26 protein-coding genes are annotated in these 26898 nt (G+C 70.3%); 9 read left to right on the forward strand and 17 right to left on the reverse strand.

Annotation, left to right across the window (positions count from 1 at the left end; all coding sequences use genetic code 11):
* Nucleotides 1-131 precede the first annotated feature (131 nt).
* The 7 genes from hemB to HDA39_RS25810 all read right to left on the reverse strand — a co-directional run bounded on the left by hemB (nt 132) and on the right by HDA39_RS25810 (nt 7586).
* On the reverse strand, nt 132-1118 hold the full coding sequence (gene hemB, locus HDA39_RS25780; RefSeq protein ID WP_184799260.1) for a porphobilinogen synthase: 987 nt from the start codon (nt 1116-1118) through the stop codon (nt 132-134).
* 4 nt (nt 1119-1122) lie between these two features.
* On the reverse strand, nt 1123-2856 hold the full coding sequence (locus HDA39_RS25785; RefSeq protein ID WP_184799262.1) for a bifunctional uroporphyrinogen-III C-methyltransferase/uroporphyrinogen-III synthase: 1734 nt from the start codon (nt 2854-2856) through the stop codon (nt 1123-1125).
* A complete protein-coding gene (gene hemC / locus HDA39_RS25790) occupies nt 2853-3737 on the reverse strand; it encodes a hydroxymethylbilane synthase (protein ID WP_184799264.1) in 885 nt (294 codons plus the stop codon). Before hemC ends, HDA39_RS25785 begins: the two co-directional genes overlap by 4 nt.
* Entirely contained in the window at nt 3734-5020 is a 1287-nt protein-coding gene (locus HDA39_RS25795) for a glutamyl-tRNA reductase (RefSeq protein WP_184799266.1), read from the reverse strand. Before HDA39_RS25795 ends, hemC begins: the two co-directional genes overlap by 4 nt.
* Nucleotides 5017-5772 (reverse strand): redox-sensing transcriptional repressor Rex, encoded by a 756-nt coding sequence (locus tag HDA39_RS25800; protein ID WP_184799268.1) that lies wholly within the window; start codon nt 5770-5772, stop codon nt 5017-5019. The genes HDA39_RS25795 and HDA39_RS25800 overlap by 4 nt, the downstream gene beginning before the upstream one ends.
* A 123-nt stretch (nt 5773-5895) precedes the next feature.
* Nucleotides 5896-6141, reverse strand: coding sequence for a glutaredoxin family protein (locus HDA39_RS25805; protein ID WP_184799270.1), 246 nt, complete (start codon nt 6139-6141; stop codon nt 5896-5898).
* On the reverse strand, nt 6138-7586 hold the full coding sequence (locus HDA39_RS25810) for an AMP-binding protein (RefSeq protein WP_184799272.1): 1449 nt from the start codon (nt 7584-7586) through the stop codon (nt 6138-6140). The genes HDA39_RS25805 and HDA39_RS25810 overlap by 4 nt, the downstream gene beginning before the upstream one ends.
* 37 nt (nt 7587-7623) lie before the next feature.
* On the opposite strand from HDA39_RS25810, the gene HDA39_RS25815 reads away from it, so the two are divergent.
* The 3 genes from HDA39_RS25815 (at nt 7624) to HDA39_RS25825 (ending at nt 10222) form a co-directional block, all read left to right on the forward strand.
* Nucleotides 7624-8322 (forward strand): HAD family hydrolase, encoded by a 699-nt coding sequence (locus HDA39_RS25815; RefSeq protein WP_337925894.1) that lies wholly within the window; start codon nt 7624-7626, stop codon nt 8320-8322.
* Nucleotides 8323-8336: 14 nt separating this feature from the next.
* On the forward strand, nt 8337-8909 hold the full coding sequence (locus HDA39_RS25820) for a sigma-70 family RNA polymerase sigma factor (RefSeq protein ID WP_238356145.1): 573 nt from the start codon (nt 8337-8339) through the stop codon (nt 8907-8909).
* Nucleotides 8910-9115: 206 nt separating this feature from the next.
* Nucleotides 9116-10222, forward strand: a complete 1107-nt coding sequence (locus HDA39_RS25825) for a DUF5667 domain-containing protein (protein ID WP_238356146.1) — start codon at nt 9116-9118, stop codon at nt 10220-10222.
* A gap of 131 nt (nt 10223-10353) precedes the next feature.
* Here the strand turns inward: HDA39_RS25825 and HDA39_RS25830 are convergent, their stop codons facing one another.
* The 4 genes from HDA39_RS25830 to HDA39_RS25845 all read right to left on the reverse strand — a co-directional run bounded on the left by HDA39_RS25830 (nt 10354) and on the right by HDA39_RS25845 (nt 12919).
* The gene (locus HDA39_RS25830) at nt 10354-10497 is read right to left on the reverse strand and encodes a hypothetical protein (RefSeq protein WP_184799278.1); all 144 of its coding nucleotides are present in this window, start codon (nt 10495-10497) and stop codon (nt 10354-10356) included.
* A 170-nt stretch (nt 10498-10667) separates the two neighbouring features.
* Complete coding sequence (locus HDA39_RS25835) at nt 10668-11750, reverse strand: 1-acyl-sn-glycerol-3-phosphate acyltransferase (protein ID WP_184799280.1); 1083 nt, start codon at nt 11748-11750, stop codon at nt 10668-10670.
* Nucleotides 11743-12735, reverse strand: coding sequence for an NAD-dependent epimerase/dehydratase family protein (locus tag HDA39_RS25840; RefSeq protein WP_184806553.1), 993 nt, complete (start codon nt 12733-12735; stop codon nt 11743-11745). The genes HDA39_RS25835 and HDA39_RS25840 overlap by 8 nt, the downstream gene beginning before the upstream one ends.
* An 82-nt stretch (nt 12736-12817) precedes the next feature.
* On the reverse strand, nt 12818-12919 hold the full coding sequence (locus HDA39_RS25845) for a 30S ribosomal protein bS22 (RefSeq protein ID WP_008356322.1): 102 nt from the start codon (nt 12917-12919) through the stop codon (nt 12818-12820).
* A 98-nt stretch (nt 12920-13017) separates the two neighbouring features.
* Here HDA39_RS25845 and HDA39_RS25850 point away from each other — a divergent pair, with 98 nt between their 5' ends.
* Entirely contained in the window at nt 13018-13695 is a 678-nt protein-coding gene (locus tag HDA39_RS25850) for a class I SAM-dependent methyltransferase (protein ID WP_184799282.1), read from the forward strand.
* Here the strand turns inward: HDA39_RS25850 and HDA39_RS25855 are convergent.
* Nucleotides 13673-14191, reverse strand: a complete 519-nt coding sequence (locus tag HDA39_RS25855) for a GNAT family N-acetyltransferase (protein ID WP_184799285.1) — start codon at nt 14189-14191, stop codon at nt 13673-13675. The two genes, HDA39_RS25850 and HDA39_RS25855, sit on opposite strands and share 23 nt — an antisense overlap.
* Nucleotides 14192-14196: 5 nt before the next feature.
* On the reverse strand, nt 14197-16101 hold the full coding sequence (locus HDA39_RS25860) for an AfsR/SARP family transcriptional regulator (protein WP_337925895.1): 1905 nt from the start codon (nt 16099-16101) through the stop codon (nt 14197-14199).
* Nucleotides 16102-16184: 83 nt separating this feature from the next.
* On the opposite strand from HDA39_RS25860, the gene HDA39_RS25865 reads away from it, so the two are divergent.
* On the forward strand, nt 16185-17060 hold the full coding sequence (locus HDA39_RS25865; RefSeq protein ID WP_202893125.1) for an alpha/beta fold hydrolase: 876 nt from the start codon (nt 16185-16187) through the stop codon (nt 17058-17060).
* A gap of 55 nt (nt 17061-17115) precedes the next feature.
* Here the strand turns inward: HDA39_RS25865 and HDA39_RS25870 are convergent, their stop codons facing one another.
* Nucleotides 17116-17331: a helix-turn-helix domain-containing protein gene (locus HDA39_RS25870; RefSeq protein WP_012923942.1), complete on the reverse strand. Its 216-nt coding sequence runs from the start codon at nt 17329-17331 to the stop codon at nt 17116-17118.
* Between the two features lie 168 nt (nt 17332-17499).
* Entirely contained in the window at nt 17500-18675 is a 1176-nt protein-coding gene (locus HDA39_RS25875; RefSeq protein ID WP_184799290.1) for an acetoin utilization protein AcuC, read from the reverse strand.
* 231 nt (nt 18676-18906) lie between these two features.
* On the opposite strand from HDA39_RS25875, the gene HDA39_RS25880 reads away from it, so the two are divergent.
* The 4 genes from HDA39_RS25880 to HDA39_RS25895 all read left to right on the forward strand — a co-directional run bounded on the left by HDA39_RS25880 (nt 18907) and on the right by HDA39_RS25895 (nt 23735).
* Nucleotides 18907-19563 (forward strand): DUF4097 family beta strand repeat-containing protein, encoded by a 657-nt coding sequence (locus HDA39_RS25880; RefSeq protein ID WP_184799291.1) that lies wholly within the window; start codon nt 18907-18909, stop codon nt 19561-19563.
* 21 nt (nt 19564-19584) lie between these two features.
* Nucleotides 19585-21711 (forward strand): S9 family peptidase, encoded by a 2127-nt coding sequence (locus HDA39_RS25885; RefSeq protein WP_184799293.1) that lies wholly within the window; start codon nt 19585-19587, stop codon nt 21709-21711.
* Nucleotides 21712-21876: 165 nt separating this feature from the next.
* Nucleotides 21877-22857, forward strand: a complete 981-nt coding sequence (gene trpS / locus HDA39_RS25890) for a tryptophan--tRNA ligase (RefSeq protein WP_184799295.1) — start codon at nt 21877-21879, stop codon at nt 22855-22857.
* A gap of 134 nt (nt 22858-22991) precedes the next feature.
* Nucleotides 22992-23735 (forward strand): endonuclease/exonuclease/phosphatase family protein, encoded by a 744-nt coding sequence (locus HDA39_RS25895; protein ID WP_184799297.1) that lies wholly within the window; start codon nt 22992-22994, stop codon nt 23733-23735.
* 25 nt (nt 23736-23760) lie between these two features.
* Here the strand turns inward: HDA39_RS25895 and HDA39_RS25900 are convergent, their stop codons facing one another.
* Together HDA39_RS25900 and HDA39_RS25905 are read right to left on the reverse strand one after the other, a co-directional pair.
* Complete coding sequence (locus HDA39_RS25900; RefSeq protein ID WP_184799299.1) at nt 23761-26154, reverse strand: glycoside hydrolase family 65 protein; 2394 nt, start codon at nt 26152-26154, stop codon at nt 23761-23763.
* On the reverse strand, nt 26151-26879 hold the full coding sequence (locus HDA39_RS25905) for an HAD family hydrolase (RefSeq protein ID WP_184799301.1): 729 nt from the start codon (nt 26877-26879) through the stop codon (nt 26151-26153). The genes HDA39_RS25900 and HDA39_RS25905 overlap by 4 nt, the downstream gene beginning before the upstream one ends.
* Nucleotides 26880-26898 lie beyond the last annotated feature (19 nt).

Below are 26898 nucleotides of genomic sequence, written 5' to 3' on the forward strand. Positions count from 1 at the left end.
GACCGACACCTGTAGTCGTTTGAGGGCGATAGCCCGCACTTCAGGGCGCAAGCCCGCACCCAGGGTGGGCGGGAGGGGACTGCGTAGGTCGCGACGAAGGAGCGACCGTAGCCGGCCGCGTGGGAGAGGCCTTAGCGGCGAGACAGCAGCTCGGCGGCCTCGGAGGCCCAGTACGTCAGGATCGTGTCGGCACCCGCTCGGCGGATGCTGTTGAGGGTTTCCAGGATCGAACGCTCGCGGTCGATCCAGCCGTTCGCGGCGGCGGCCTCGACCATCGCGTACTCGCCGGAGATGTTGTACGCCGCGACCGGCACCTTCACGTGGTCGCGGACCTGGCGGATGATGTCGAGGTACGCGAGCGCGGGCTTCACCATCACGATGTCGGCGCCTTCGGCGATGTCGAGGTCGACCTCGCGGAGCGCGTCGCGGGCGTCGTTGCCGGGGTCCTGCTGGTAGGTCTTGCGGTCGCCCTGCAGGGACGAGCCGACGGCCTCGCGGAACGGGCCGTAGAAGGCGGACGCGTACTTCACCGCGTACGCCAGGATCACCGTGTCCACATATCCCGCGGCGTCGAGGGCGGAGCGGACCACCCCGACCTGACCGTCCATCATCCCGGACGGGCCGACGACGTGCGCGCCGGCGGCGGCCTGGGCGACGCCCATCTCGGCGTAGATCGCCAGGGTCGCGTCGTTGTCGACGCGACCGGCGGAGTCCAGGACGCCGCAGTGCCCGTGCGTGGTGAACTCGTCCAGGCACAGGTCCGACATCACCAGCAGGTCGTCGCCGGCCTCGGACACCGCGTCCCGGATCGCCACGTTCAGGATGCCGTTCGGGTCCAGCGAACCGGATCCGACCTCGTCCTTCGAGGACGGTACGCCGTACAGCATCACCCCGCCGAGCCCCAGCTGCACGGCCTCGGCGACGGCCTTCCGCGCGGTGTCGCGGGTGTGCTGGTAGACGCCCGGCATCGAGCTGATCGCGATCGGCTCCCGTGCGTCCTCCCGGACGAACATCGGCAGGATCAGCTGCCGCGGCTCGATAGTGGTGTCCGACACCAACCGACGGACCGCCGCCGACGACCGCAGCCGCCGCGGACGAACACCCGGGAAACCAGTCACGGCACTAGCTCTTCCTGCGCGAGCCCGAGCGACGCTCGGACGGACGGGTGACGGGCTCCCCCGCCTCGACCATGGTGTCACGCCGGTCCGCACCGAACCGGGCCAGTGCGTCGGCCAGTTCCTCGGCGGACGGCGCCTCGGCCATCGCGTCGACGCGCAGGCCGTGCTCCTCGGCGGTCTTCAGGGTCGCCGGGCCGATCACCGCGATCACCGTCGACGCGTGCGGCTTGCCGGCGATGCCGACCAGGTTCCGCACGGTCGAGGACGAGGTGAACACGACCGCGTCGAACTTGCCCGACTTGATCGCCTCGCGGGTCGGCGCGGGCGGCGGGGCGGCCCGGACGGTCCGGTACGCCGTGACGTCGTCGACCTCCCAGCCGAGATCGGTCAGGCCGGCCACCAGCGTCTCGGTCGCGATGTCCGCGCGCGGCAGGAAGACCCGGTTGATCGGGTCGAGCACCTCGTCGAACGGCGGCCAGTCCTCGACCAGCCCGGCGGCCGACTGCTCGCCCGACGGCAGCAGGTCGGGGCGGATGCCCCAGGCGGCGATCGCCTCGGCGGTCTTCTCGCCGACCGCGGCGATCTTCAGCCCGGAGAACGCCCGCGCGTCCAGCCCGTACTCGTCGAACTTCTCGCGCACGGCCTTGACCGCGTTGACCGAGGTGAAGGCGACCCACTCGTACCGGCCCTCGACCAGGCCGCGAATCGCCTTATCCATCTGCTGCGGGTTGCGCGGCGGCTCGACCGAGATGGTCGGGACCTCCTCCGGCATCGCGCCGTAGCGGCGCAGGCGGTCCATCAGCGGACCGGCTTGGTCCTTGGTGCGCGGCACCAGGATCCGCCAGCCGAACAGCGGCTTGGTCTCGAACCAGCTGAGCGCCTCGCGCTGCTCGACCACGGAGCCGACCACGATCACGGCCTCGCCGACGACCTTGGCGGCCCGCAGGTCGGCCACGATCGTGCCGAGCGTGCCGACCACGCTGGTCTGGGCGGTCGTGGTGCCGCCGACGGTCGCGCAGACCGGCGTACCGGCGTCGAAGCCGGACTCGACCAGCGCGGTGGCGACGTCCTTCAGCACGTCGACGGCGTTCAGCAGGACGAGCGTCTGCTTCGGGTGCAGCCGGCTGAAGTCGAGCTTGGCCTCGGCCAGGTCGAGGACCGTGACCTCCCGCTCGCTCTTCACGGTCAGCGGGATGCCCGCGTACGCCGGTACGGCGCTGACCTCACTCACACCCGGTACGACGTTGAAGCTGATCCCCGCCTTGCGGCACGCGGCCGCCTCCTCGGCACCGCTGGAGAAGGTGAACGGGTCGCCGGTCAGCAGGCGGACGACGTTCGCCGCGCTCTTGGCGGTCTTCACCACCAGCCGCGCGCGGGCGGCGACGCGCAACGCGCGGCTGCCCTCGGCGCCGGAGCCGTCGATCACCTCGACACCGGCCCGGCAGTAGCCGAGGAAGGCGTCGTGCTCGGGACCCTCGACCACCACGGCGTCGGCGTTCGCCAGGACGTCGCGCCCGGCGATCGTCAGCAGCGCTGGATCACCCGGACCGACCCCGACGAAGGTGACGTGCCCGAGCGGTCTGGCCTGCTTGGCCGTGCTGCTTGTCGCCGCGGCCTTCGCCGGCACCTTCTGCGGAGTCTGGGTGGCCGCTGCTGTCTTCGCGCTGCTCACGTCTGCCGTCGCCTTCGCCCTTGTCTTGCTCGTCTTTTCCGTCGTCGTGCCCCGTGCCGGTGTCATGTCTGCTCCAGCAACTCGTGCGCCAGCGCCCGCCCGACCGCCGCTGGATCGTCGACCGATCCGTTGGCGGACAGCCGCCGGACTCCGCCGCCGTCCTCACCGAGTGCTCCCCGCAGCCACAGCTCCGGGCCGTCCTCACCTTCGACCACCTCGGCGAGCGCCCCGACCGGCGCGGTGCACCCGGCCTCGAGCGTCGCCAGCAACTGCCGCTCGGCGGTCACCGCGACCCGGGTCGCCGGATCCTCCAGCGGCGCCAGCGCAGCCAGTACGGCGGTGTCGTCGCTGCGGCACTCGATGCCCAGGGCACCTTGTCCGGGACACGGCAGCACCTGGATCGGGTCCAGGGTCTCGGTGATCTCGTCCAGCCGGCCCAACCGGGCCAACCCTGCCCTCGCCAGCACCACCGCGTCCAGTTTGCCGTCGGCGACCATCGAGATCCGGGTGTCCACGTTGCCGCGGATCCCGGTCAGCTCGAGGCCGAGGCCGAGGGCTTCCAGTTGCGCCTGCCGGCGGGCCGAACCGGTGCCCACCAGCGCGCCGGTCTGCAGCTCGCCGAGGGTGAGGCCGTCGCGGGCGACCAGGACGTCGCGTGGGTCCTCGCGGACCGGGATCGCTCCGAGGGTCAGTCCCTCGATCGGCGCGGTCGGCAGGTCCTTCAGCGAGTGCACCGCGATGTCGATCTCGCCGGCCACCAGGGCGTCGCGCAGCGCGCTGACGAAGATGCCGGTGCCGCCGATCTGCTCCACCGGCGCCCGGTTCACGTCGCCGGTGGTGACGATCGGGACCAGCTCGACCTCGTGCCCGAGGCTCCGCAGCGCGTCGGCGATGTAGGTGGCCTGGACGGTCGCGAGAGCCGACCGGCGGGTGCCGAGCTTGATCATGCGGACTCACCTCCGGTGGTGGTCTTGGGGGCGGTGACCGCGTCGACGGTCGCCGGGTCGAGCGCGAACAGCTCGCGCAGCGCGTCGGCGTACGTCGGGCCGCCCGGGTCGGCGGCCAGTTCCTTCACGCGGACGGTGGGGGTGTGCAGCACCTTGTCGACGACGCGCCGGATGGTCCGGGCGACCTCGTGGCGCTGGTTCTCGTCCAGGCCGGGCAGGCGGCGGTCGAGGCGGGCCAGCTCGGAGTCGACGAGCTCGGAGGCCATCGCGCGCAGCGCGACGACGGTCGGCGCGACCGAGGCCGCCCGCCGGGTCGCCTCGAAGGCGCCGGTCTCCTCGCCGACGATCCGGCGGACCTCGTCGATGTCGTGCTCGCTGCCGCCCGCCGTACCGGCCAGGTCGGCCAGGGTGACCAGCGTGACGCCGGGGATCCGGGCGGCGCCCGGCTCGACGTCGCGCGGCAGCGCCACGTCCAGTACGCCGAACGGGCGCCCGTCGGTGGCGGTGCGGATCATTTCCTCGGTCAGCACGGCGCCGCGGGCGCCGGTGCAGCTGACGACCAGGTCGGCCTCGGCCAGAGCGTCCGGTACGCCGGCCAGCGGGATCGCCGTACCGCCGATCCGTTCGGTCAGGGCGACGGCGCGGTCGTGGTTGCGGTTCGCGATCGTGACGCTCGCGGCGCCGCCGTTGATCAGGGTCTGGGCGGCCAGCGAAGCCATCGAGCCGGCGCCGACGATCAGCGCGCGGCGGCCCTCGAAGCCGCCGACGGCGTCCAGCCCGGCGGTGACCACCGAGCGGCCGGCCGAGTCGATCCCGGTCTCGGTGCGAGCCCGCTTGCCGGTCCGCAGCGCGTGCTGGAACAGGGCGTTCAGGCTGCTGCCGATCGTCTCCAGGTCCTGGCCGACGCGCAGCGACTCCTTCACCTGGCCGAGGATCTGGCTCTCGCCGACGACCATCGAGTCCAGCCCGACCGACACCTGGAACAGGTGCGCGACGGCGCCTTCCTCGAAGTGCACGTACAGGTGCTCGGCGAGGTCGAGCAGCGGGACGCCGGTGACGTCGGACAGGATCGCGGTGACCTCGTCCATCCCGGCGTGGAAGCGGTCGACGCTCGCGTAGACCTCGGTGCGGTTGCAGGTCGCCAGCACGGCGGACTCGCTGACGGCGGGACTGTGCTGGACGCTGATCGCCAGCTTGGTCGCCGCGTCCGGGTCCAGCGCGACCCGCTCCAGAACCGAGATGTCCCCACTACGGTGCGAGATCCCGACGACCAGATAGCTCATGCGCCGACACCCCCGCCGACGCTCGGCAGATCGGGCAGGCCGTTGATCGCTGGTAGTTCGGGCACCTCGGGGAGCGCCGCCTCTCCGGACTTTCGTTGTTCGTGGTACGCCAGGATCTGCAACTCGATCGAGAGGTCCACCTTGCGGATGTCGACGCCGTCGGGCACGGACAGCACCACCGGCGCGAAGTTCAGGATGCTGGTCACCCCGGCCGCGACCAGCCGGTCGCAGACCTCCTGGGCCGGACCGGCGGGAGTCGTGATGACACCGATCGAGACCCGGTCGGCGGCGACGATCTCCTCCAGCTCGGCGAAGTCGCGCACGACCATGTCGCCGATCCGCTCACCGACGAGCTCGGGCGCCGCGTCCAGCAGGGCGACGATCCGGAAGCCGCGGGTGCCGAAGCCGGAGTAGTTGGCCAGCGCGTGGCCCAGGTTTCCGATCCCGACGATGACGACCGCCCAGTCCTGGGTGACGCCGATCTCACGGGCGATCTGGTAGCGCAGGTACTCCACGTCGTACCCGACCCCGCGGGTGCCGTACGAGCCGAGGTACGACAGGTCCTTGCGGAGCTTGGCCGAGTTGACCCCGGCCGCGGTCGCGAGGTCCTCGCTCGACGCGGTGGCGATGCCACTGTCCGACAGCGCGGTCAGGGCCCGCAGGTACACCGGCAAGCGCGCGACAGTGGCCTCGGGAATGCCGCGTTCGGTTCGCGTCGGCGCGCCGGGGCGACGGCTGCGGGCAGGCGTCACAGTTCTCCTGGAAAGGTGGTTCGCGAGTCACTCGCCTCACGGCGGGCGACACCCCCACTCTAGGAGCTTGTGAACGTGAGAACAAAATCGGCGACGCCACCTGGGACGGGGCCATGTCGAAACTCACACCGTTGTCAAGGCCCTCTTCAGCCTGACCGGGTCCACCCGCCAGAAGTCGTGCTGGCGGCCGTCGACGAGGGTGACCGGGATCTGTTCGCCGTACTCGCGGAACAGCTCGGGGTCGGTCGTGATGTCGATCTCGGTCCAGCCGACGCCCAGCTCGGCGCAGACCGCGGCCACGATCGCCTGGGCGTCCTCGCAGAGGTGGCAGCCCGGTTTGCCGTACAGGGTGACGCGCGGCTCGCTCACCGGTCCGTCTCCCGCAGGCGGCCCTTCGCGACCTTGCCGGTGACCGAGTGCGGCAGGTGGTCGACCACCTCGACCTCGACCGGGCACTTGAAGCGGGCCAGCCGCTGCCCGGCGTACTCGAGCAGGTCGGCGACGTCGATCTTCGCGCCGGTGGCCGGTACGACGAACGCCTTGACCGCCTCGCCGGTCTCGTCGGACGGGACGCCGATCACGGCGGCCTCGCGGACCCCGGGAGCGCCGACCAGGACCTCCTCGACCTCGCTCGGGAACACGTTGAAGCCGCTGACGATGACGAGCTCGCGGAGCCGGTCGACCAGGTAGAGATCGCCGTCGGTGTCCAGGAAGCCGACGTCGCCGGTGCGGTACCAGCCGTCGCCGTCCGGGCCGTCGACCCCGTCGGGCCAGTAGCCGGAGAACAGGTTCTTGCCGCGGATCAGGATCTCGCCCGGGTCGTCGCCCTCGACGTCCTCGCCCTGCTCGTCGGCGATCCGCAGGTCCACGCCCGGCAGCGGGCGGCCGACGGAGCCCGGCTTCGGCTCCTCCTCGCCGAGCGTCGTGGTGACACCCGGGGAGGCCTCGGTCAGGCCGTAGCCCTGGTGGACGAACAGGCCGGTCGCCTGCTCGAAGCGGTCGGCCAGCGCGCGGTCGAGGCTGGACGCGCCGGTCAGCACGACCTTGACCGAAGCGAGCCGCTCCCGGAGGTCGTCGCGGGCCAGCAGCGCGTGCAGGGCCGGCGGCGCCAGCGGGAGCCGCGTCACGGCGTACGAGCTGATCAGGTCGAGCGTGCCGGTCGAGTCGAACCGGCGGTCGACGACGAGCGCGGCGCCGGTCGCGACCGCCCAGCCGAGGACCGCGTTCAGGCCGAAGGCGTGGAACATCGGGAGCACGCCGAGCACGAGGTCCTCGGGGCCCATCCGGTCCTCGCCGAGACCGGCCAGGTTCTCGACGTTCGCGGCCAGCGCGCGGTGGGTCAGCATCGCGGCACGCGGGTCGCCGCTCGTGCCGGACGTGTAGAGCAGGACCGCGAGGCTCTCCGGGTCGGTCTGCGGTGACAGCGGAGCGTGACCGTCGAGCTCGCCGGCCCGGACCACCTTCACGCCCTCGGCCTTGTCCGCGAGATCGCCGTCGGCCACCACCAGCCGCGCGCCGGAGTGCTTCACGACGTTGCCGATCTCGGGCTTGGTGAGGCCCGTGTTCAGCGGTACGGCGACAAGGCCGGCGCGCAGACATCCCAAGTAGGACGTGACAAAGTCGATGCTGTTGGCCATCAGCAGGACCACCCGGTACCCGGGCACGAGGCCGGCACCGGCGTACCCCTGGGCAGCTCGCTCGACGGCCTCGTCGAGCTCGCTCCAGGTCAGTCGCCGGTCACCGTCGACCAGCGCGAGACGCTCCCCATGACGTCGCGCTGTGTCACGAAGAACATCCGCGAAGTTGAAGTTCACCAGGCGAGTCTGTCATGTTCCGGTTAAGGTGCTCAGAGTGACTCGGGACCTACGCGCCAGGTCCGTGCTGGCCGGTGAGGCGAGCGCGGCGGCGGCTGAGCTGGAAGCGGCGCTGGCGACTCCCTCGGTGAGCCACGCCGCCGCGTTCTTCGACGTCGACAACACCCTGCTGCAGGGCGCCTCGGTGATCTTCGACGAGCTGATGGCCGACAGGATCTGGCCGGGCACGAAGGCGCTCGCGCAGCAGCACCTGGACGCCGGCGAACGGGTCTGGCTGGTCACCGCCGCACCCGTCGAGGTGGCCCGCGTCCTGGCCCGGCGGCTCGGCCTGACCGGCGCGCTGGGAACGGTTGCCGCCCACCGTGACGGGGTCTATACAGGTGTACTTGTGGGCGATATTCTGCACGGCCCGGCCAAGGCGGAAGCCGTCCGGGCGCTGGCGAGGCACGAGGAGCTGGACCTGACCGCGTGCTCGGCGTACTCGGACTCGGTGAACGACTTGCCGATGCTGGAAATGGTGGGGAATCCGTGGGCGATCAACCCTGACAGCAGGCTGCTGCGGCATGCCCGGACGGCCGGCTGGCCGGTCCGGGACTACCGGACCGGACGGAGGGCGACGCGCCTTCTCCTGTTGACAGCGGGTGCTTCAGGCGTAACGCTCGGTGCTGTCTCAGCCGCTGTGGCCATCCAACGATGTCTCAGTCGGGGATGTGGAAGTCGTAGACGTGTCAGTTGAAACGGGGAGAGATCTTGACGACGCCGGAGCCGAGCCCGGACGGGATGAGACGTGCGGAGCTCGTCGATCGCGCCCAGGCTGGAGACGTCGGTGCATTCGGTGAGCTGTACGACGAGTACTCGCTCACCGTCTATCGCTACATCTACGCGCGGGTGTCGTCCTCGGCCCTGGCCGAGGACCTGACCAGTGAGACGTTCGTCCGGGCGCTGCGCGCGCTGGACTCGTTCCGCTGGCAGGGCCGGGACTTCGGTGCCTGGCTGGTCACGATCGCCCGCAACCTGATCACCGACCACTACAAGTCGGGCCGGGTCCGGCTCGAGGTGGTCACCGACGAGATCGAGACGCACGACCGGCAGACCGAGGGGCCGGAGGTCGACGTACTGGCCGCCGCGACCGCCGAGGTGCTCCGGGACGCCGTCGCGGCCTTGCCGGACGAGCAGCGCGACTGCCTGACCATGCGATTCTTCGCCGGTCTGTCGATCGCCGAAACGGCCAAAGCGCTGGAGAAGTCCGAAGGCGCGGTCAAGCAACTGCAGTTGAGGGCCGTCAGGCACTTGGCGAAGGTAATCCCCAAGGACTTGAGGTGAGACGGATGACAACGAATGTCTTCCGTAACCAGTCAGGGAGTTTCCTCGTTTGCCTGGTGAGGACCTGTCGGTGACCCCGACTGGACCATTGAGGAGAACGAGAACTCATGAGTGACCTAACCAGGGCTCGAGCGCGCGCGGATGCCTTCGCGCACGCCGTCGATCACGGGCCCCGTCACTCTTCGCGACTGAGCGATGACCCTGAGTTGCTGGAAGCTGTGGAACTGGCCGGGCGGCTGAGGACCGCCGGGGCAGTGGCACCGCGACCGGAGTTCAGCGCCGAACTGAGGCACCGTCTGCTGGAGCAGGCGGCCGCCCGGGCGGCAACGACTCCGACCGTGGTGCACAGCTCGCCGGACAGCGAGGAGGACTTGCCGCCCCGCGAGGACGACGAGGCGTCCGTGATACCGATCCGTCATCGTCCCGGCCGGAGGATCCGGCTGGTGGCGAGCACCGCCGCACTTGTCCTGCTCGGAGGTGGCATCGGTTCCGCTGCCGCCGCCCAGCAGGCGATGCCCGGCGACACGCTGTACGGGATGAAGCGCAGCATCGAGAACGTCTCCACCAACGTCAGCGTGGGGGACGACTCCCGCGGCCGGCGTGATCTCGAGCACGCGATGACCAGACTGTCCGAGGTGGACGCGCTGGTGTCGAACGGTGGCGACACAGCCTCCATCAACAGCACGCTCGGGCTCTTCTCGGACCAGGCCCGCAAGGGTGTGTCCAGGCTCGTCGCGTCGTACCAGCAGGACGACGACCCCAGCTCGATCCAGGCGATCACGACGTTCATCACCAGCGCCCGCCAGGCCATGGGTGAGCTCGCTCCGAAGTTGCCTACGGACTCGCTGAAGTCCGCTGTCGAGGCGGTCACGACGATCGACGAGCTGACCCGGCACACGACGCTGGCCTGCCCCAAGTGCGACCAGCCGAAGCCGGCGAAGAACGTGGTCCAGCCGACCACCGAGCAGCAGCCGAACGGCAAGCCCGGTGACCCGGAGGACCCGGTCAAGTCGAGCCCGACGACGGTGCCGTCGGCGAAGCCGAGTGCCAGGCCGAGCACGGCGCCGACGAGCGAGGTCCCCGACACCACCAAGGTGGAGGAGCGGAACACGACGCAGCCGACCAAGCTGCTGACCCCGCCCGGCAACCAGCCGACCGGGACCCCGACGACCACACCGTCGGGCACGCCTCTCCCGAGCCTGCCCACCCCCGGAACGCCGAGCTGGCCCTGGCCGTTCCCGACCCTGAGCCTGCCATTGCCGACCATCAACCTGCCCGGCGTGATCCAGACTCTGCTACCTCCCTGGAAGTAGCACCCGCAGTACTCCGAAGATCCCCGCCGGCATCCTGCCGGCGGGGCTCTTCCGTTGCCCGGCGATTTCCCGGGCGGCTTCACGCGGGGGCCTTCGCCTGCCGGTCTCCGAGTTGATGGCAGTCGTGCTGGTCAGAGGAGCGCGTCGAGCCAGGTGGCGTGGCGGGACTCGATGTAGTCGGCGGCGGGTCCCCAATAGTCAGCGTGGCCTTCGGCGTGAAGGCGAGACCAGGGCTGTTCGCCGGTCTGGGCGCCGCGGACGAGCAGGTCGAACATGCCTCGCGTGTGGGCCGCGATCAGTCGGGGGAACTCGCGCCGCTCGGCGTCGTCCAGGCCGCAGCCGTCGACGAGGGCCCACGTTGCCGCCCGTCAGCAGCTCTTCGGCGGGCGACTCCGCGGCCGCTCGATCCCCTCGCGCAGATCCCTCGTCCGCGTTCATCGACCGGTCAGAAGAAGACGCTGCGGCGTTGCATCAGCAGGGCGTACAGCGTCTGCTGGATGGTCTCGCGGACCTGGTCAGTGACGTTGAAGACCAGCATCGGGTCGTCGGCGGCGCCCTCGGGGAAGTCGTCGGTGCGGATCGGTTCGCCGAACTCGATCAGCCACTTCGACGGCAGCGGGACCATGCCGAGCGGTCCGAGCAGCGGGAAGAACGGCGTGACCGGGATGTACGGAACGCCGAGCAGCCGGGCCAGCGACGCGATGTTGCCGACCAGCGGATAGATCTCCTCCGCCCCCACGATCGAGCACGGAACAATCGGTACGCCGGTCCGCATCGCCGCGCTGACGAACCCACCCCGCCCGAACCGCTGCAGCTTGTACCGCTCGCTGAACGGCTTGCCGAGTCCCTTGAACCCCTCCGGCCAGACGCCGACCAGGTTGCCCGCGCGCAGCAGCCGCTCGGCGTCGTCGTTGCTCGCCAGGGTCGCGCCGGCTTTCCGCGAGAGCTCGCCGACGAACGGCGTCCGGAAGACCAGGTCCGCGGCGAGTGTGCGCAGCGGGCGGTTGGTGTGGTCGGCGATGATGAGCTGGGTGATCAGGCCGTCGAGCGGCATCGTGCCGGAGTGGTTGGCGACGATCAGCGCGCTACCGGTGTCGGGGATGTTCTCGATCCCGCGCACCTCGACGCGGAACCACTTCTCCGCCAGCGGCCGCAGCCCGGACAGCAGCACCTGATCGGTCAGTTCGGCGTCGTACCCGAACTCGTCGACCTCGTACTGCCCGGTCAGCCGCCGGCGCAGGAACGCCAGCCACTCCGCGACCTTCTGCTCCCCCGCGTCCCCGAACAGGTCCCGCACCATCTTCTCGAACGCCACGAAGTCGGGAGCATCAGGTGCAGTCTGCTGCTCAGCTCCAGGAACCTCGGCAAAGATCTTCTGTTCTACTACTTCAGGCTCGAGCTCAGGCTCGCCCTTCTTGATCTTCTTCCCCGCCAGCGAGCGCGCGGCAGCCGACGGCGTCGTCCGCCGGGCGCTGCCGCGACCGGGCCGGCCGCCGGAGCCGATCGGGATGATCTCGGCGTCAGCCACGCAGCGCTCCCAGCCCGGCGGTCAGCAGCTTCGAGGCCGCGGTCATCGCGCCGGTGCTGATCGAGGCGCGGAAGTCGTCGAAGGCCTCGGCGGTCGTGTACTGCGGTTCGAAGGCGAACTCGGTCCGCATCCGGGTCGTGTCGACCGCGCGGCCGTAGGTGAGGAAGGTGATCTGGTCCGGCGAGAAGTCCGCCAGCCGCGCCCGCCGTACGACGGCAGCCGTGCTCGACGCGGTGAAGGACGGCAGCCGGACGACCGGCCGGCCGAGCCGGCGGATCGCCTGGGACAGCACGAGAACCCCGTCGCCGGCCAGGTTGAACGTGCCGGGCAGGTCTTCGACGGTCGCGTGGTGGATCGCCTCGACGCCGTCGCTCTCGTGCAGGAACTGCAGGCGGGCGTCGTACCCGAAGACGGTCGGGACCACCGGCATCGCGAAGTAGCGGGTGATCGGGGAGTCGGTCCGCGGGCCGATCCAGTTGGCCATCCGCAGGGTGCTGACGGTCACGTCCGGGCGGCGCCGGGCGAACCCGCGCACGTAGCCCTCGACCTCGACGGCGTCCTTGCTCAACCCGGAGTGGTGGATCGCCCGCGGCGCCATCTCCTCGGTGAACATCGCGGGGTCGCGCGGACCCGCGCCGTACACCGTGGTCGACGACTTGACCACGAGCTTGCGCAGGCCGGGCGCCTTCTGGCACGCGGCGAGCAGCTGCATGGTGCCGATGACGTTGATCTCCTTCATCGACGACCGGCCGCCGGCGCTGCCAGGGGTCGCCACCACGCCCGTGTGGACGACAGTGTCGACGTCCTCACCGGCGATGACCTTGGCGATCACGGGGTTGCGAATATCGGCCCGGACGAACCGGACCCGGCCGAGCTCGGCCCGTGGCGGAACCACATCGATCCCGATCACGGTCCCGATGGAAGGGTCCGCGGCCAGTCGCCGCGCACACCGAGCGCCGGCGTCTCGTGAGACGCCGGTGACCATCACTACCTGTGCCACGAGTGACCCCCAGCCAGACAGCAACCCCGCACAACGCCGCTCTGGTGACCAGAGCGGCTGGAACTGCTTACTTGCCGAGCTTGCGGCGCTGCACCCGCGTCTTCTTCAGCAGCTTGCGGTGCTTCTTCTTCGCCATACGCTTACGGCGCTTCTTGATTACCGAACCCACAGTTGGACCTTCCAAACATAAAGAGAGCGTCGGCAAAGCCTACCCGTAAGTCTCGTGGTCACCTAAGTGAGGTGCCTGGCAGCGGGTAGGAAGGGGACATGAGAGCTCGTTACAACGGAGTCGCCGACTGGTACGCCGCCCGCAGCACGCACTGGGCCGAGGACAACAGGGAGGACCTGCTCGAGCTGCTCGGGCCCGGGGACGGACGGCTGTGCCTCGATCTCGGGTGCGGGACGGGGAACTACTTCGCGATGATCGCGGAGACCGGGCGGCGGGTGATCGGGCTGGACCGGTCGTCGGACCAGCTGCGGTTCGCGCGGACCAAGGGCGGCGTACCGCTGGTCGAGAGCGACGCCGCGCGGCTGCCGTTCGCGGCGGAGAGCTTCGACGACGTGCTGGCGCTGTGGATCTCGACCGACCTCGACGACTTCGCCGGGACGCTGCGGGAGATCGCGCGGGTGCTGCGGCCGGACGGCTCGTTCTACTTCTACGGGGTGCATCCGTGCTTCAACGGGCCGCATGTCGAGTACCAGGAGGACGGCGGGCGGCTGGCGCACCCGACGTACCGGCAGTCGGGCTGGCACGAGCCGTCGGCGTGGTGGGCCGGCGACGGGATCCGCGGGACGGTGGGGATGCGGCACACGCCGCTGGCCGAGTTCCTCAACGCGTTCCTCAGCGCGGGGCTGCTGCTCGACCATGTGGTCGAGCCGGAAGGTGGTCCGGTGCCCGGCGCGCTGGCTGTGCGGGCTCGGCTCAGTTCAGGTGTTCCCAGGTGAGGAGCTGCAGGTCGCGGCCCTTCTCCATCAGCCTGGTGGGCGGGAGGTCGGTGAGCGCGTAGCCGGTCCGGACGGCGACCGATCTGCTGGCCTGGTTGTCTGGCTCGATCTCGAGGATCAGCCGCGGCAGACCGAGCTCCTCGTGGGCGTAGCCGGTCAGGAGAGTCAGGGCCCGTACGGCGAGACCCTGCCCGCGATGCGCCTGGCCGACGACGTACCCGAGGGAACCGGTCTTCTCGTTCACCATCACCTCACCGAGCGGCTGCTCGCCGTCGGTGGTGATCGCGAGGTGGATCCGCCCGTTGTCGGTGTGCGCGGCGTCGTAGTACGCCTCGGCCGCGGCGAGGTCGAACGGAGTGCGCAGCGGCGTCCAGTACGCGACCTCCTCGTTGTCGAACAGCTCCGACATCGCCGCCAGGTCGCCGCGCTCCCACTCGCGCAGCACCAGCCCGTCCCCCACGATCCGTACCCCGGGACCGCCGTACCTGATCGTCATGCGGCTCAGTCTGCTGTACGGCGGGTCCGGAGGCGATCCAGGATCTTCGCGGTGGGACCGAGGGTGATCAGACCGCTACCGGCTGTCTCTTCTCGCGCCGCCGGGGTCAGTGCTTTCACTGCTCGGTCCATGGCCTGTTTGTTGCCTTGGGCAATTGCCGCCTCGGCGAGCAGGGTCCAGAGGAGCTCCTGCAGCAGGTCCTGCGGCGGGTCTGGAGCATCGTCGAGCCCGTTGCCGGTGAGCAGCGGTCGCACCCAGGGTTCGTACGGGCCGTAGTCCGCGTCGGTGTCCAGCGGTTGGCCTTCCCTGAGCCTGACCGTCAGGACGGCGAGTGCGAGCAGACCGCCTTGCAGGCCGGGCATTCCGGCGCCGTCGAGCAGCTTCGCGGCGTCGCGGTAGGCCGCCTCGCTGGGATTCCGCAGGACGCCGTACCAGCTCGTGAAGACGGTGACCAGCGGCGTCTCGTACTTCGCGGCCAGTTGGTCAACTGTTGCGGCGTGGTGGTCGGCGGACTCGTGGTCGCCGAGGGCGCTGAGTGCCTGGATGCGGATCAGGTGCCCGAGCACTTCGTACGTCGTCAGTCCGTGCTTGCCGGCCAGTTCGATCAGCTCCACGCCGATCGCGTCCCGCTCGGGCGCGAGGCCGGTGCGGTGGAACGTCTGCAGGAACAGGCCGTTCAGCGCGAAGGCGAGTGCGTTCGGATCGTCCAGTCTGCGTGCGATCTCGACCGCTTCCTCGGCCGCACTCCGGGCACGCGGTGAACCGCTGCCTCGCGACTCCATCGCGATCGTCGCCAGCAAGCGAGCCCGGGCGACGGATGGCCGGTGGTCAAGGGTGCCCTGCTGGTCGATGGCACCGAGCGTGCGCTCGGCCGCCGCGACGACAGCGGCCGCCTGGGCCTCGTCGTCCGAGCGCGTCCAGATCGCCGGTACGTCGTACGTGCCGATCACGCGGGCCGTCAGCTCGGGATCGCCCAGTTCCTCCGCCGCGACGATCGCCGCCACCCGATGCTCGCGAGCCGCGACCAGGCCCCCGCCCCCGGTGATCGCCAAGCTCCGCAGCAGTCCCACCGTCGACTCCAACCGAGCGCGCGCCCCCACTCCCTGCTCGTACGCCGCCACCGCGCGATCCCAGACAGTCGCCTCGCCGGACAAGTTCTCGGCCTGCCGCAGGATGTCCGACTCCAACTGCCGAAGCTCCACCCCTGGATCGATGCCCAGCTGATCCACCAGCAGCGAGCGGGCTCGCCGGAGTACCTCAAGAGCATCGCCCTGACGGCCTGAGCGGTACAACGCCAGCGCCAGCAACCGCCACGCCTCTTCACGCCAAGGGTGTTCGGTGACATGCGCATCCAACTCGGGCACTGCGTCCGCCGCCCGCCCAGCACTCAGGCGCCCAGCCGCGACCCGCTCGACAGCCTGCAACCGCAGCTCGGTCAGTCGCCCCCGCTCCGCCCGAGCCCACGCCTCCTCCGAGAAGTCCGCGTACGCCGGCCCGCGCCACCACCCCAGCGCTTCCTCGACCCCAACCCCGCTCTGCACCGCCGCCTCGAACCGCCAGGCGTCCACCGCATCCGCCGGCAGCCACAGCGCATATCCCGGCCCCTCGGTGACAAGCACCCGAGGCGCCGCCCGAGCCGCGCGCTCCGGCTCCAGCACCCGCCGAAGCGCCGCAACAAACGTACGCACCGCGCTCACGGCACCCTTGGGAGGCGCAATCCACAGGTCGTCCACCAGTACGTCGACCGGCACCACCCGCCCCCGCGCCACGAGCAGCCGCCCCAGCACCGCCCGATGCCGAGGCCCCTTCAACGCCAGCAGTTCCCCATCCTTGCCCCAAGCAACAACCGCCCCCAGCACCCCGAACACCGGCGGGCTCGCACCGGCCCTCACCCACGGTTCGTCGCTCACCCGACCCACGCTAGCGCTCATCGGATGCTCATTCAGGGGAGGCAGGCTTCCGGGTGGAACTGGTGGTTGGCGATGGGAGCGTGATGAGCGGGATTGCAGGGTTCGAGGATCAGCGGGTGGTCGTGGCTGACGGAGTGGCGCTGAACGTGGCGGTGGGTGGGACCGGGGAGCCGATCGTGTTGTTGCACGGGTTTCCCCAGACGCACCTGATGTGGCGGCACGTGGCAGTGGAACTGGCGCAGGACCACACGGTGATCTGTCCGGATCTGCGGGGGTACGGCGACAGCGACAAGCCGGTGGAGGCCGGCGAGGACACGTACTCGAAGCGGACGATGGCTGCTGACACCGTTGCGGTGGCCAAGGCGCTGGGGTTCGAGCGGTTTGCGCTGGTGGGGCACGACCGCGGTGCGCTGGTGGCGTTTCGGGCGGCGATGGATCATCCGGACACGATCACGCACCTGGCGAGTCTCGATGTGTTGCCGACGCTGGACATGTGGTCGGTGATGCAGGGAACGTCAGCCGCCGTGGGGTTCCACCTGTACCTGATGGCTCAGCCACCGGGGTTGGCGGAGACGATGATCGCGGCCAGCTCGGACGCGTTCTTCGGGTACTTCCTGGATCTGTGGGTGAAGGATCCCGCGGCGATTCCGGCGGAGGTGCGGACGGCGTACTTGGAGGCCTGCCGGGCGGCGGTGCCGTCGATCGTCGCCGACTACCGGGCGAGCGCGGGCATCGACGTACGGCACGACGAGGCAGACCTGAAGGCCGGGCGGAAGCTGACGATGCCGGTGTCCGTGGTGCAGCAGGACTGGGGCAGCGCGCTGGGCTTCGACGCGGCCGCGAGGTGGCGCGCTTGGGCGCCGGATCTCGTGCACGGTACGACGGCCAGCGGGCACTTCATGGCCGAGGAGTCGCCCCAGGAGATCACCGAGGTGATCAGGAACCTACTGAAGCGCTGAGGGCAAGGCGCAGCGGCCGGTCCGGTCAGGATTCCGGCCGCTGTGCTTCTCGTAGTTATCCGGCCTGGAAGAAGGCGCCTTTGAGGTAGTCGTGCACCGCGTCCTCCGACACCCGGAACGACCGACCCACCCGCACCGCGGGCAGCTCGCCGGAGTGCACCAACCGGTACACCGTCATCTTGGACACGCGCATGGCCGTGGCGACTTCAGCCACGGTCAGGAACTTCACCTCGGCGAGCGGCTGCTCACCACCGGACTTCTTTGATGCCATAACGCACCGCACTTCCAGCACGGATCGTGCGCCGGCTTCCCCTCCGGCACCTCCGCCCGTGCATGAACCGAGCGTAGTGGCTGATGGTACGAATGGGAAAGAGGGTGTCTGGTGTGACTCGATCCCAAGCTCGTCCCAGGCTCGTTCCAACGCTCGACTCAGCGAAGGTCAGTACGTCGGGTCGAGCCCGAGCAGCGGGAACGAGACGTCCCGGGTCGCCTTGATCGACCGGTCGAGCCACGTGTCGGGGTTGTACCCGCTCGACCAGGGCTCGTACGAGCCGTCGTTGCCGTCGGTCATCCGCGACGGCGCGACGCGCGCGTACCGGATCTTGACCTCCTCGCGCCACGACTCCGGCACCGCTGTCGTCGGCTCGATCGGCCGGCCCGCGACGATCGCCAGCAGGTGCGTCCAGGCGCGCGGCACGACCTCGATGATCGCGTAGCCACCGCCTCCGGTCGCGATCCACTTGCCCTCGCACACCTCGTGCGCCAGGTCGTGCAGAGCCGCGTACGCCGCACGCTGGCCGTCGACGGTCTTGGTCAGGTGCGCGAGCGGGTCCTCGACGTGGGAGTCGCAGCCGTGCTGGGTCACCAGGACGTCGGGGCGGAAGGCCTTCACCACGTCCGGGACGATCGCGTGGAACGCCCGCAGCCAGCCGGTGTCACCCGTCCCCGGCGGCAGCGGGATGTTGACCGCGCTCCCCTCCGCACCCGGCCCGCCGGTCTCGCCCGCCGTACCGGTGCCCGGGAAGAGCGTGGTCGGTGACTCGTGCAGGCTGACGGTGAGGACGCGCGGGTCGTCGTAGAAGACCGCCTGGACGCCATCGCCGTGGTGCACGTCGACGTCGACGTACGCCACGCGCTCGGCGCCGTGGTCGAGCAGCCACTGGATCGCGACCGCGGGGTCGTTGTAGACACAGAAGCCGCTGGCCTGCGCGCGCATCGCGTGGTGCAGCCCGCCGGCGATGTTCGCGGCGTGCAGGACCTCGCCCTCCCAGACCGCGCGAGCGGCCTCGACGGACGCGCCGACGACGTGGGCCGAGGCGTCGTGCATGCCCGGGAAGCAGTAGGTGTCGTCGGTCCCGAGGCCGTGCCGCAGATCCGGTACGTCGGGATCCTGCCCGGCACGCTTCACCGCGGCGATGTACTCAGCCGTGTGCACGGTCTGCAGCAGCTCGTCGGAGGCGGTCGGTGCGGAGACCACCTTCAACTGGTCCAGCACGCCGAGGGCCCGGGCCAGCTTCACGGTCAGGTCGACCCGCACCGGACTCATCGGATGCCCGTGCCCGAAGTCGTACGCCGTCAGCTCCTCGTCGAACACCAGCATCGCCTCACCACTCATGCCCAAAACCTTAGCCCCGGCCCCGCGAACACGCCCGCCGGAGCGTTCACTTCCGGGCCAACGCAACGAACAACAGGTGGACCGTTGCGTTAGATTCTAGCTCGACGCAACGAAAACACGACTGTGGCCTGCATAGATACCCAAAGGCAGCATGATTCTTGTTGCGCGAATCATGAACGCAACGTAGCGTTTCACCTATCAGAAACGCCACGACGAGCAAGGGAAACCATCATGCAGAAGTTCGGCACCACCGCCCCGATCACCGCCGTCCTCGACATCCCGGCCGGCCGGATCCAGTTCATCGCCGCCGACCGCACCGACACCACCGTCGAGGTCCGCCCGGCCGACGCCTCGAAGAGCCGCGACGTGAAGGTCGCCGAGCAGACCACCGTCGAGTACGCCGACGGCGTCCTGCGGATCGTCACCGCCACCAAGCACCAGATCCTCGGCAACTCCGGCTCGATCGAGGTGACCGTCCAGCTGCCGACCGGTTCGCAGGTCGAGGCCAAGGCGGCCGGCGCCGAGTTCCGCGCGGTCGGCCAGTTCGGCGAGGTCGCCTTCGAGGCGGCGCAGGGCGAGATCAAGGTCGACGAGGCCGCGAGCGTCCGCATCGCCACCAAGGCCGGCAACGTCTCGATCGGACGCCTGAACGGCTCCGGCGAGATCACCACGCTGCAGGGCGACCTGAAGATCGACGAGGCCGTCTGCGGCACCGTCGTCCTGGCCACCCAGGCCGGCAACATCTCGGTCGGCTCCGCGGCCTCGGCCGCCCTGGACGCCGGCACCACCGTCGGCCGGGTCCAGAACTCGCTGAAGAACAGCGGCGAGACCGACCTGACCGTCAAGGCCACCACCGTCCAGGGCGACATCACCGCCCACAGCCTCTGAAACGAAGGACTCCTCCACCCCATGACCAGCACGCAGGACTACCAAGCGGCGGAGCAGTTGCTCCGCCGCCCGGCCCGCCCCGGCGAACTCGTGGTCGGCGACAAGGTCCGGCCGCAGTGGATCGACGGCGGAACCCGGTTCTGGTACGCCGTGAACACCGGCTCCGAGCACCGGCTCGTCCTGGTCGACCCGGCCGCGGGGACCCGCGAGACCATCACCGAGCCGCCGGCGCCCACCGCGCCGGGCAGCCCGTCCGCCAACCCGCTCGACGGACCGTCGCCCGACGGCAAGGTCGCCGTCTCCCGCCGGGGCCACGACCTGTGGGCGGTCTCGGCCGGCAGCGAGTGGGCCCTGACCACGGACGGCGAGGCCGACTACCAGTACGGCGCCGGCCCGTCCTCCACCGCGAACCCGACGCTGCTGCGCAAGCTCGGCATCCCGTACCTGCCGCCCGCGGTCGCCTGGTCGCCCGACTCGACGAAGGTCCTCACCCACCGGACCGACGAGCGCAACGTCCGCCTGACCCACCTCGTGGAGGCCCGGCCTGACGACGGCAGTGCTCCGGCCGTCCACACCCAACGCTTCCCGTACGCCGGCGACGAGCACCTGCCACTGGCCGAGCTGGTCGTCCTGAACGTTGCTGACGGCAACGTCGTCCGCGCCCAGGCCGACCCGCTGCAGACGCCGGTGATGTCGCCGGTCACCGCCCAGTGGGCGTGGTGGGCTCCGGACGGCTCGGCCGTCTACTACCTCAGCCGGCCGCGCGACCTGCGCACCCTGACGTTGCACCGCCTCGACCCGACCACCGGCGAGGTCACCACGGTGATCACCGAGTCCGGCGACACCCGCGTCGAGCCCAACCAGTTCATGACCGAAGCGCCGATCGTCCACACCAGCGCCGACGAGGTCCTCTGGTACTCGCAGCGCGACGGCTGGGGCCACCTCTACCGGTACGACGTCCACACCGGCGAGCTCCTCGGCCAGGTCACCACGGGCGAGTGGGCCGTGCGCCAGATCCTGCACGTCGACGAGACCGAGCGGGTCGTGTACTTCACCGCGTCCGGCCTGGTCGCCGAGGACCCGTACCGGCGTACGGTCTGCCGGGTCGGTCTGGACGGCACCGGCTTCGCCAAGGTCACCGACGACGACCTGGACCACGTCGTCACGGTCTCGGAGAACCAGCAGTACTTCGTCGACGCCGCCTCCACGGTCGAGACCGTGCCGGTAACCAGCGTCCGCGACTGGCACGGCCGCGTGCTGGTCGAGCTCGAGCGCGCCGACCTTGGCAAGCTCGTCGCGACCGGCTGGACGGCGCCGGAGCGGTTCCGCGTGAAGGCCGCCGACGGCGAGACGGACCTGTACGGCGTGCTGTACCGGCCGCACGGGTTCGAGTCGGACCAGCGCTACCCGATCGTGGACACGCTCTACCCCGGGCCGCAGGTCACGCGGGTCGCGCCGTGCTTCGACCCCGGTGGCATGGGCCTCGACGCGGAACCCCTTGCAGCGCTGGGATTCGTGGTCGTCGCACTGGACGGGCGCGGTACTCCTGGCCGGAGCAAGGCGTTCCACGACGCGTCGTACGGACACCTGGGCGACGCGGGCTCGCTGGACGACCACGTTGCCGCCCTGCAGCAGCTCGCGGCGACCCGGCCGTGGATGGACCTCGACCGGGTGGGCGCGTTCGGCCACTCCGGTGGCGGGTTCGCGGCGGCGCGGGCGATGCTCGACCACCCGGCGACGTACAAGGTCGGCGTCGCGCTGTCCGGCTCGCACGAACCGCACTTCTTCAACGCGGGATTCACCGAGGCGTACGACGGCGCGGACGACCCCGGGGCCTGGACGCGCTCGTCGAACGTCCAGCGCGCGGACCGGCTGGAGGGGAAGCTCCTGCTCGTCCACGGCGAGCTGGACGACCAGGTGCACCCGGCCCACACGCTCCGGCTGGCCGACCGGCTGATCGCGGCGAACAAGGACTTCGAGCTGCTCGTCGTACCGGGGGCCGAACACACGTTCATCGACTGCCTGGCCTACGTCCGCGGGCGCTGCTGGGACTTCCTGGTCCGTGAGCTGATGGGCACCGAGCCGCCCGGCTACCGGCCCGAGCCGATCGTCATCGGCCCGGAACTGTTGGCCGAGATGTTCGCCTGATCTATGCTGTGCGGGTGAACCAGCTGACCTTGCAGCAGTGGTGGGCCGCCTGACGGCGGACCCGCAGCGTTCACACGCATCCAGAGGCCGCCTCGCCGAGGCGGCCTCTCTTGTTTGCCCTCGGAGGGGTGTGGTCTCGCCCCGACAGAAGAGGACGAACACAAGATGACTTCCGTTTCCGGCATCATGCCGACCGGCCGGCTGACCCTGGGCAACCACCTGGGCGCGCTGCGCCGCTTCACGGACCCGAACGGGTTCTACTTCGTCGCGAACCTGCACGCGATGACCATGCGGCACGTCCCGCGACGGCTGGCCGAGCTCACCCGGGAGACCGCGACGCTGATGCTCGCGGCCGGATCGCCCGAGGGCACGGTGTTCGTGCAGTCGGAGGTGCCGGCGCACGTGCAGCTCGGGTACCTGCTCGAGTGCACCTCGTACGTCGGGGAGCTGTCGCGGATGATCCAGTACAAGGAGAAGGGCCGCGACAAACCGATGACCCGGGTGTCCTTGTTCACCTATCCGTGCCTGATGGCCGCCGACATCTTGCTCTACGGAACCGACCGGGTCCCGGTCGGTGACGACCAGGACCAGCACGTCGAGCTGGCCCGTGACGTGGCGATCCGGTTCAACCGCGAGTACGGCGAGACGTTCGTCGTCCCGGAGCTGGCGAAGGCGGCGTTCGCGACCCGGATCAAGGACCTGCAGACGCCGACGGCCAAGATGAGCAAGTCCGACGTGGACGACGCGATCGGCACGATCCGGCTGCTCGACCCGCCGGACGTGATCCGCCGGCAGGTGATGAAGGCGAAGACGGATTCCGAGAACGTCGTCCGCTACGACCCGTCGGGCAAGCCGGGCGTGACGAACCTGCTGGAGATCCTTGCCGCCTGCACCGACGGGGACCCGGAAGAGCTGGCCAAGGGCTACCAAGGCTACGGCGACCTGAAGACGGACGTCGCCGACGCGGTGCTGAGTGTGATCGAGCCGCTGCAGCGCCGGTACGCCGTACTGGCGTCGGATCCGGCGACCGTCGACGCGATGCTGATCGCCGGGCGGGACCGGGCGATCGAGGCGAGCGCACCGTTGTTGCTGTCGGCAAGCACCGCGATGGGCCTGGGCACCGGGCGGGTGGCAGCCGTGGTTTGAAGCGGAGGCTCCTGGGAGGGTGGTGCGTGCGCGGGGCAGGCCGGGCCCGCCCGCCCTCCCCGCGCTGGGGCGCGAACCCCGCGGAGGGGGTGGGGGCAGGGCCGCCCGCCCTCCGCAGGTGGTTGGATCGAGGGGTGAGTGTGCAGCTGCGGGTGGCGACCTTCAACATCCGGAACTCCTCGGCGCCGGACGGCGACGACTCCTGGCCCGTGCGCCGGGAGGCGACGGTCGCGGCGATCGAGGAACTGGCGGCCGACGTCATCGGGTTGCAGGAGGTGCTGCCGGACCAGCTCGCCTACCTGCGGGAACGCTTCAGCGGCTGGGAGATCGTCGGCGCCGGACGGGACGACGGGGTGTCGGCCGGTGAGCACTCGGTGGTGATGGTCCGGCCAGGTGACTGGTCGGTCGAGTCCTTCAAGACCCGCTGGCTGTCGCCGCGGCCCGACGTACCGGGCTCGGTCGGATGGGACGCGGACCTGACCCGGATCGCTACGCTCGTCGACCTCAAGCACGTCGACGGACGGCGAGTCGGGGTGATCAACACCCACTACGACCACTTGGGAGACACGGCCCGAGTCGAGTCGTCCCGCCTGCTCGACCAGTGGGCGACTCTCGATCGACCGTGGGTCCTGATGGGCGACCTCAACGCCGAGCCCGCTTCCCCGCCGCTGAAGGTGCTCACCGCCACGGGGTGGACCGATGCGCTGCCCCCTGACGCAGGCGGGACGTTCCACGACTTCACCGGCGAGGCCGGCGAACGCATCGACCACATCCTGGTCAAGCGGCTGCACGTGGTCGACGCGTCCGTCGCGCAGCACCGACCAGGTGGCCGACTTCCGAGCGACCACTGGCCGGTCGTGGCGACGCTCAGAGCCTGACCGCTGGCACAAGAAGGGCCCGATTTCAGGCCTCGCCCGCGAGGTGCTTCTCCCTCGGGTGCTTGGTGACAGCGGACATCGGCTCGCGACCGACCGGCTGCGGCGGCCGGGGCAGCAGCGGCTTGCGCTTCGTCAGCGCCTTCGTCACCGGCTGGTCGTCGGTCACCCGGACCTCCTCCCCCACGTGCAGGAAGGTGATCTGCGCACCGGGACCGTCGTGGACGGCGTACGTGACCTGGTGGTGCTGAACTTCGACCCGCAGCCTGACCCCACGCCAGCGGACCCGGAAGACCAGCCCGTCGAGCCCGTCCGGCAGCGCCGGATCGAAGCTCAGCTTGCCCTCGCGCTCCCGCAGACCGCCGAAGCCCGCGACCAGCGCCATCCACGCACCGGCCAGCGACGCCATGTGCAGCCCGTCGCCGCTGTTGTGGTGCAAGTCGAGCAGGTCGATCAGTGCCGCCTCGTACGCGTAGTCGTACGCCAGGTCGAGATGCCCGACCTCGGCCGCTGCGACCGCCTGGACGCACGCCGACAGCGACGAGTCCCGGACCGTCAGCCGCTCGTAGTAGTCGAAGTCGCGCGCCTTCTGCTCGGCCGTGAACTGCTCACCGCACCAGTACGTCGCCAGCATCAGGTCGGCCTGCTTGATCACCTGCTTGCGGTACAGCTCGAAGTACGGCGCGTGCAGCATCAGCGGGTACTTGTCCCGGTACGCCTCGAAGTCCCACTCGGCGTACCCGGTGAAGCCCTCGGACTGCGGGTGCACGCCGAGCTTCTCGTCGTACGGGACGTAGACCGCGCCGGCCGCGTCCCGCCACGCGGCCTCCTCCTCGGAGTCGACCTCCAGGTCGCGGGCCTTGGCCGGGTACTTCGCCGCGAACGTCGCCGCGGCGCGCAGGTTCTTGGCCGCCATCAGGTTGGTGAACACGTTGTCGTCGGCAACAGCGCTGTACTCGTCCGGGCCGGTGACGCCGGGCAGGTGCCAGCGGCCGTCGCGGTCGTGGTGGCCGAGCGAGATCCACAGCCGGGCGGTCTCCACCAGCAGCTCGACCCCGACGTCGGTCATGAACTGCTCGTCGAGGGTCGCGCAGTAGTAGCGGGTGACCGCCTCGGCGATGTCGGCGTTCAGGTGGAACGCCGCCGTACCGGCCGGCCAGTACCCCGAGCACTCCTGCCCGCGGATCGTCCGCCACGGGAACGCCGCGCCCTTCAGTCCGAGTACGCCGGCCCGCTCCTTCGCCTGGTCCAGGATCGAGTGCCGCCAGCGCAGCGCGTCGGCCGCGGCGTCCGGCATCGTGTACGTCAGGACCGGCAGCACGAAACCCTCGGTGTCCCAGAACGTGTGCCCGTCGTAGCCCGCGCCGGTCAGGCCCTTCGACGGGATCGCCCGCCGCTCGGCCCGGGCACCGGCCTGCAACACGTGGAACAGCGCGAACCGGACCGCCTGCTGCAGCTCCGCGTGGCCGTGCACCTCCACGTCGGCGGCGTCCCAGAAGTCGTCCAGGAACTCCTTCTGCTGCTTCACCAACCCGTTCCAGCCGGTGAACTGCGCGCCGGCCAGCGCGGCCGCGACCTGGTCGGCGATCGCCGTCTCCGACCGCAGGCTCGACCAGCCGTAGGCGACGTACTTGACCACGCGCAGCTTCTCGCCAGGCTGCAGCTCGCAGATCACGGTGTTGCGGGCCCAGTCCTCGCGGATGTCGAGATCGACCTTGAACCGCGTCGGGGTGTCGACCTCGTGCGTCATCCCCGACGCCATCAGCTGCTCGCTCTGTCGCGTGCGGTGAACGAGTACGACGTCCTCGGCGTCCCCGTGCTGCGAGACCGGCTCGAGCGGGTTCTCCAGCACCGCCGCGACGCGCGGGTCGGCGGACAGCCGCGGCTGGGACTCGTTCGCGACCAGTTCGGACTGGACCACGATCCGGGTCGGCTGGTCGACGGCCTCGACGACGTACTCGATCGCGACGATCGCACGCTGGGTCAGCGAGACCAGCCGGCGTGAGCGGATCTTGACCCGCTTCCCGGCCGGCGACGTCCAGTCGACGTCGCGCTGCAGGATCCCTTCGCGGAAGTCGAGCACGCGCTCGTGGCTGTGCAGGTCGCCGTACCGGACGTCGAACGGCGAGTCGTCGACGAGCAGCCGGATCAGCTTGCCGTTGGTGACGTCGACGAGGGTCTGGCCGGACTCGGGGTAGCCGTAGCCGGCTTCGGCGTACGGGAGTGGGCGGCGCTCGTAGAAGGAGTTCAGGTAGGTGCCGGGGATCGCGAACGGCTCGCCCTCGTCGAAGTTGCCGCGCAGGCCGATGTGTCCGTTGGAGAGCGCGAACAGCGACTCGGCCTGGGCCATCCGGTCGAGGTCCAGCCCGGTCTCGCGCAGTGCCCAGGGCTCGATCGGGTGCTCGGCGGCGCGCTCGGTCACTGGTCGTCTCCGTCCAGCAGCTCGGCAAGGTCCTGGACGACGACGCTCGCGCCGTGCTTGCTCAGGGCATCGGCCTGGCCGACCCGGTCGACGCCGACGACGTACCCGAATCCGCCGGCCTTCCCGGCCTCGACGCCGGCCAGTGCGTCCTCGAAGACGACCGCCTGGGACGGGTCGGCACCGAACTGTTTCGCGGCGGTCAGGAAGGTGTCGGGGGCGGGTTTGCCGCGGAGGTGGTCGGTGCGGATGGTGACGCCGTCGACGCGCAGTTCGACGTACTGGGCGAGGCCGGTGACCTCGAGGACCTCTTGGGTGTTCGCGCTCGACGAGACGACCGCGCGGCGGAGCCCGGCCTGCTGCGCGGCCTGGAGGTAGCGGCGGGAGCCCTCGAAGACGCGGACGCCGTCGGTGCGGATCCGGCGCTGGACCGCGTCGTTCTTGCGGTTGCCGAGGCCGTTGATCGTCTTGGCGTCTTGGGGGTCGTCCGGATCGCCCTCGGGCAGCGTGATGTCGCGGCTCGCCAGGAAGTCACGGACGCCGTCGGTCCGCGGCTTGCCGTCGACGTACTCCTCGTAGTCGTCGGACGTGAACGGAGCACCGCCGCGGTCGGTGAGGAAGGCGTCGAACATCTCCTTCCACGCCGCCTGGTGCACGGCCGCGGTGTCGGTCAGCACCCCGTCGAGGTCGAACAGGCAGACCGTCACCTGCGCGGGCAGTCCCAGCATCGTGCACCTTCCCGTTCGC

The sequence above is a fragment of the Kribbella italica genome, assembly GCF_014205135.1.
Lineage (GTDB): Bacteria > Actinomycetota > Actinomycetes > Propionibacteriales > Kribbellaceae > Kribbella > Kribbella italica.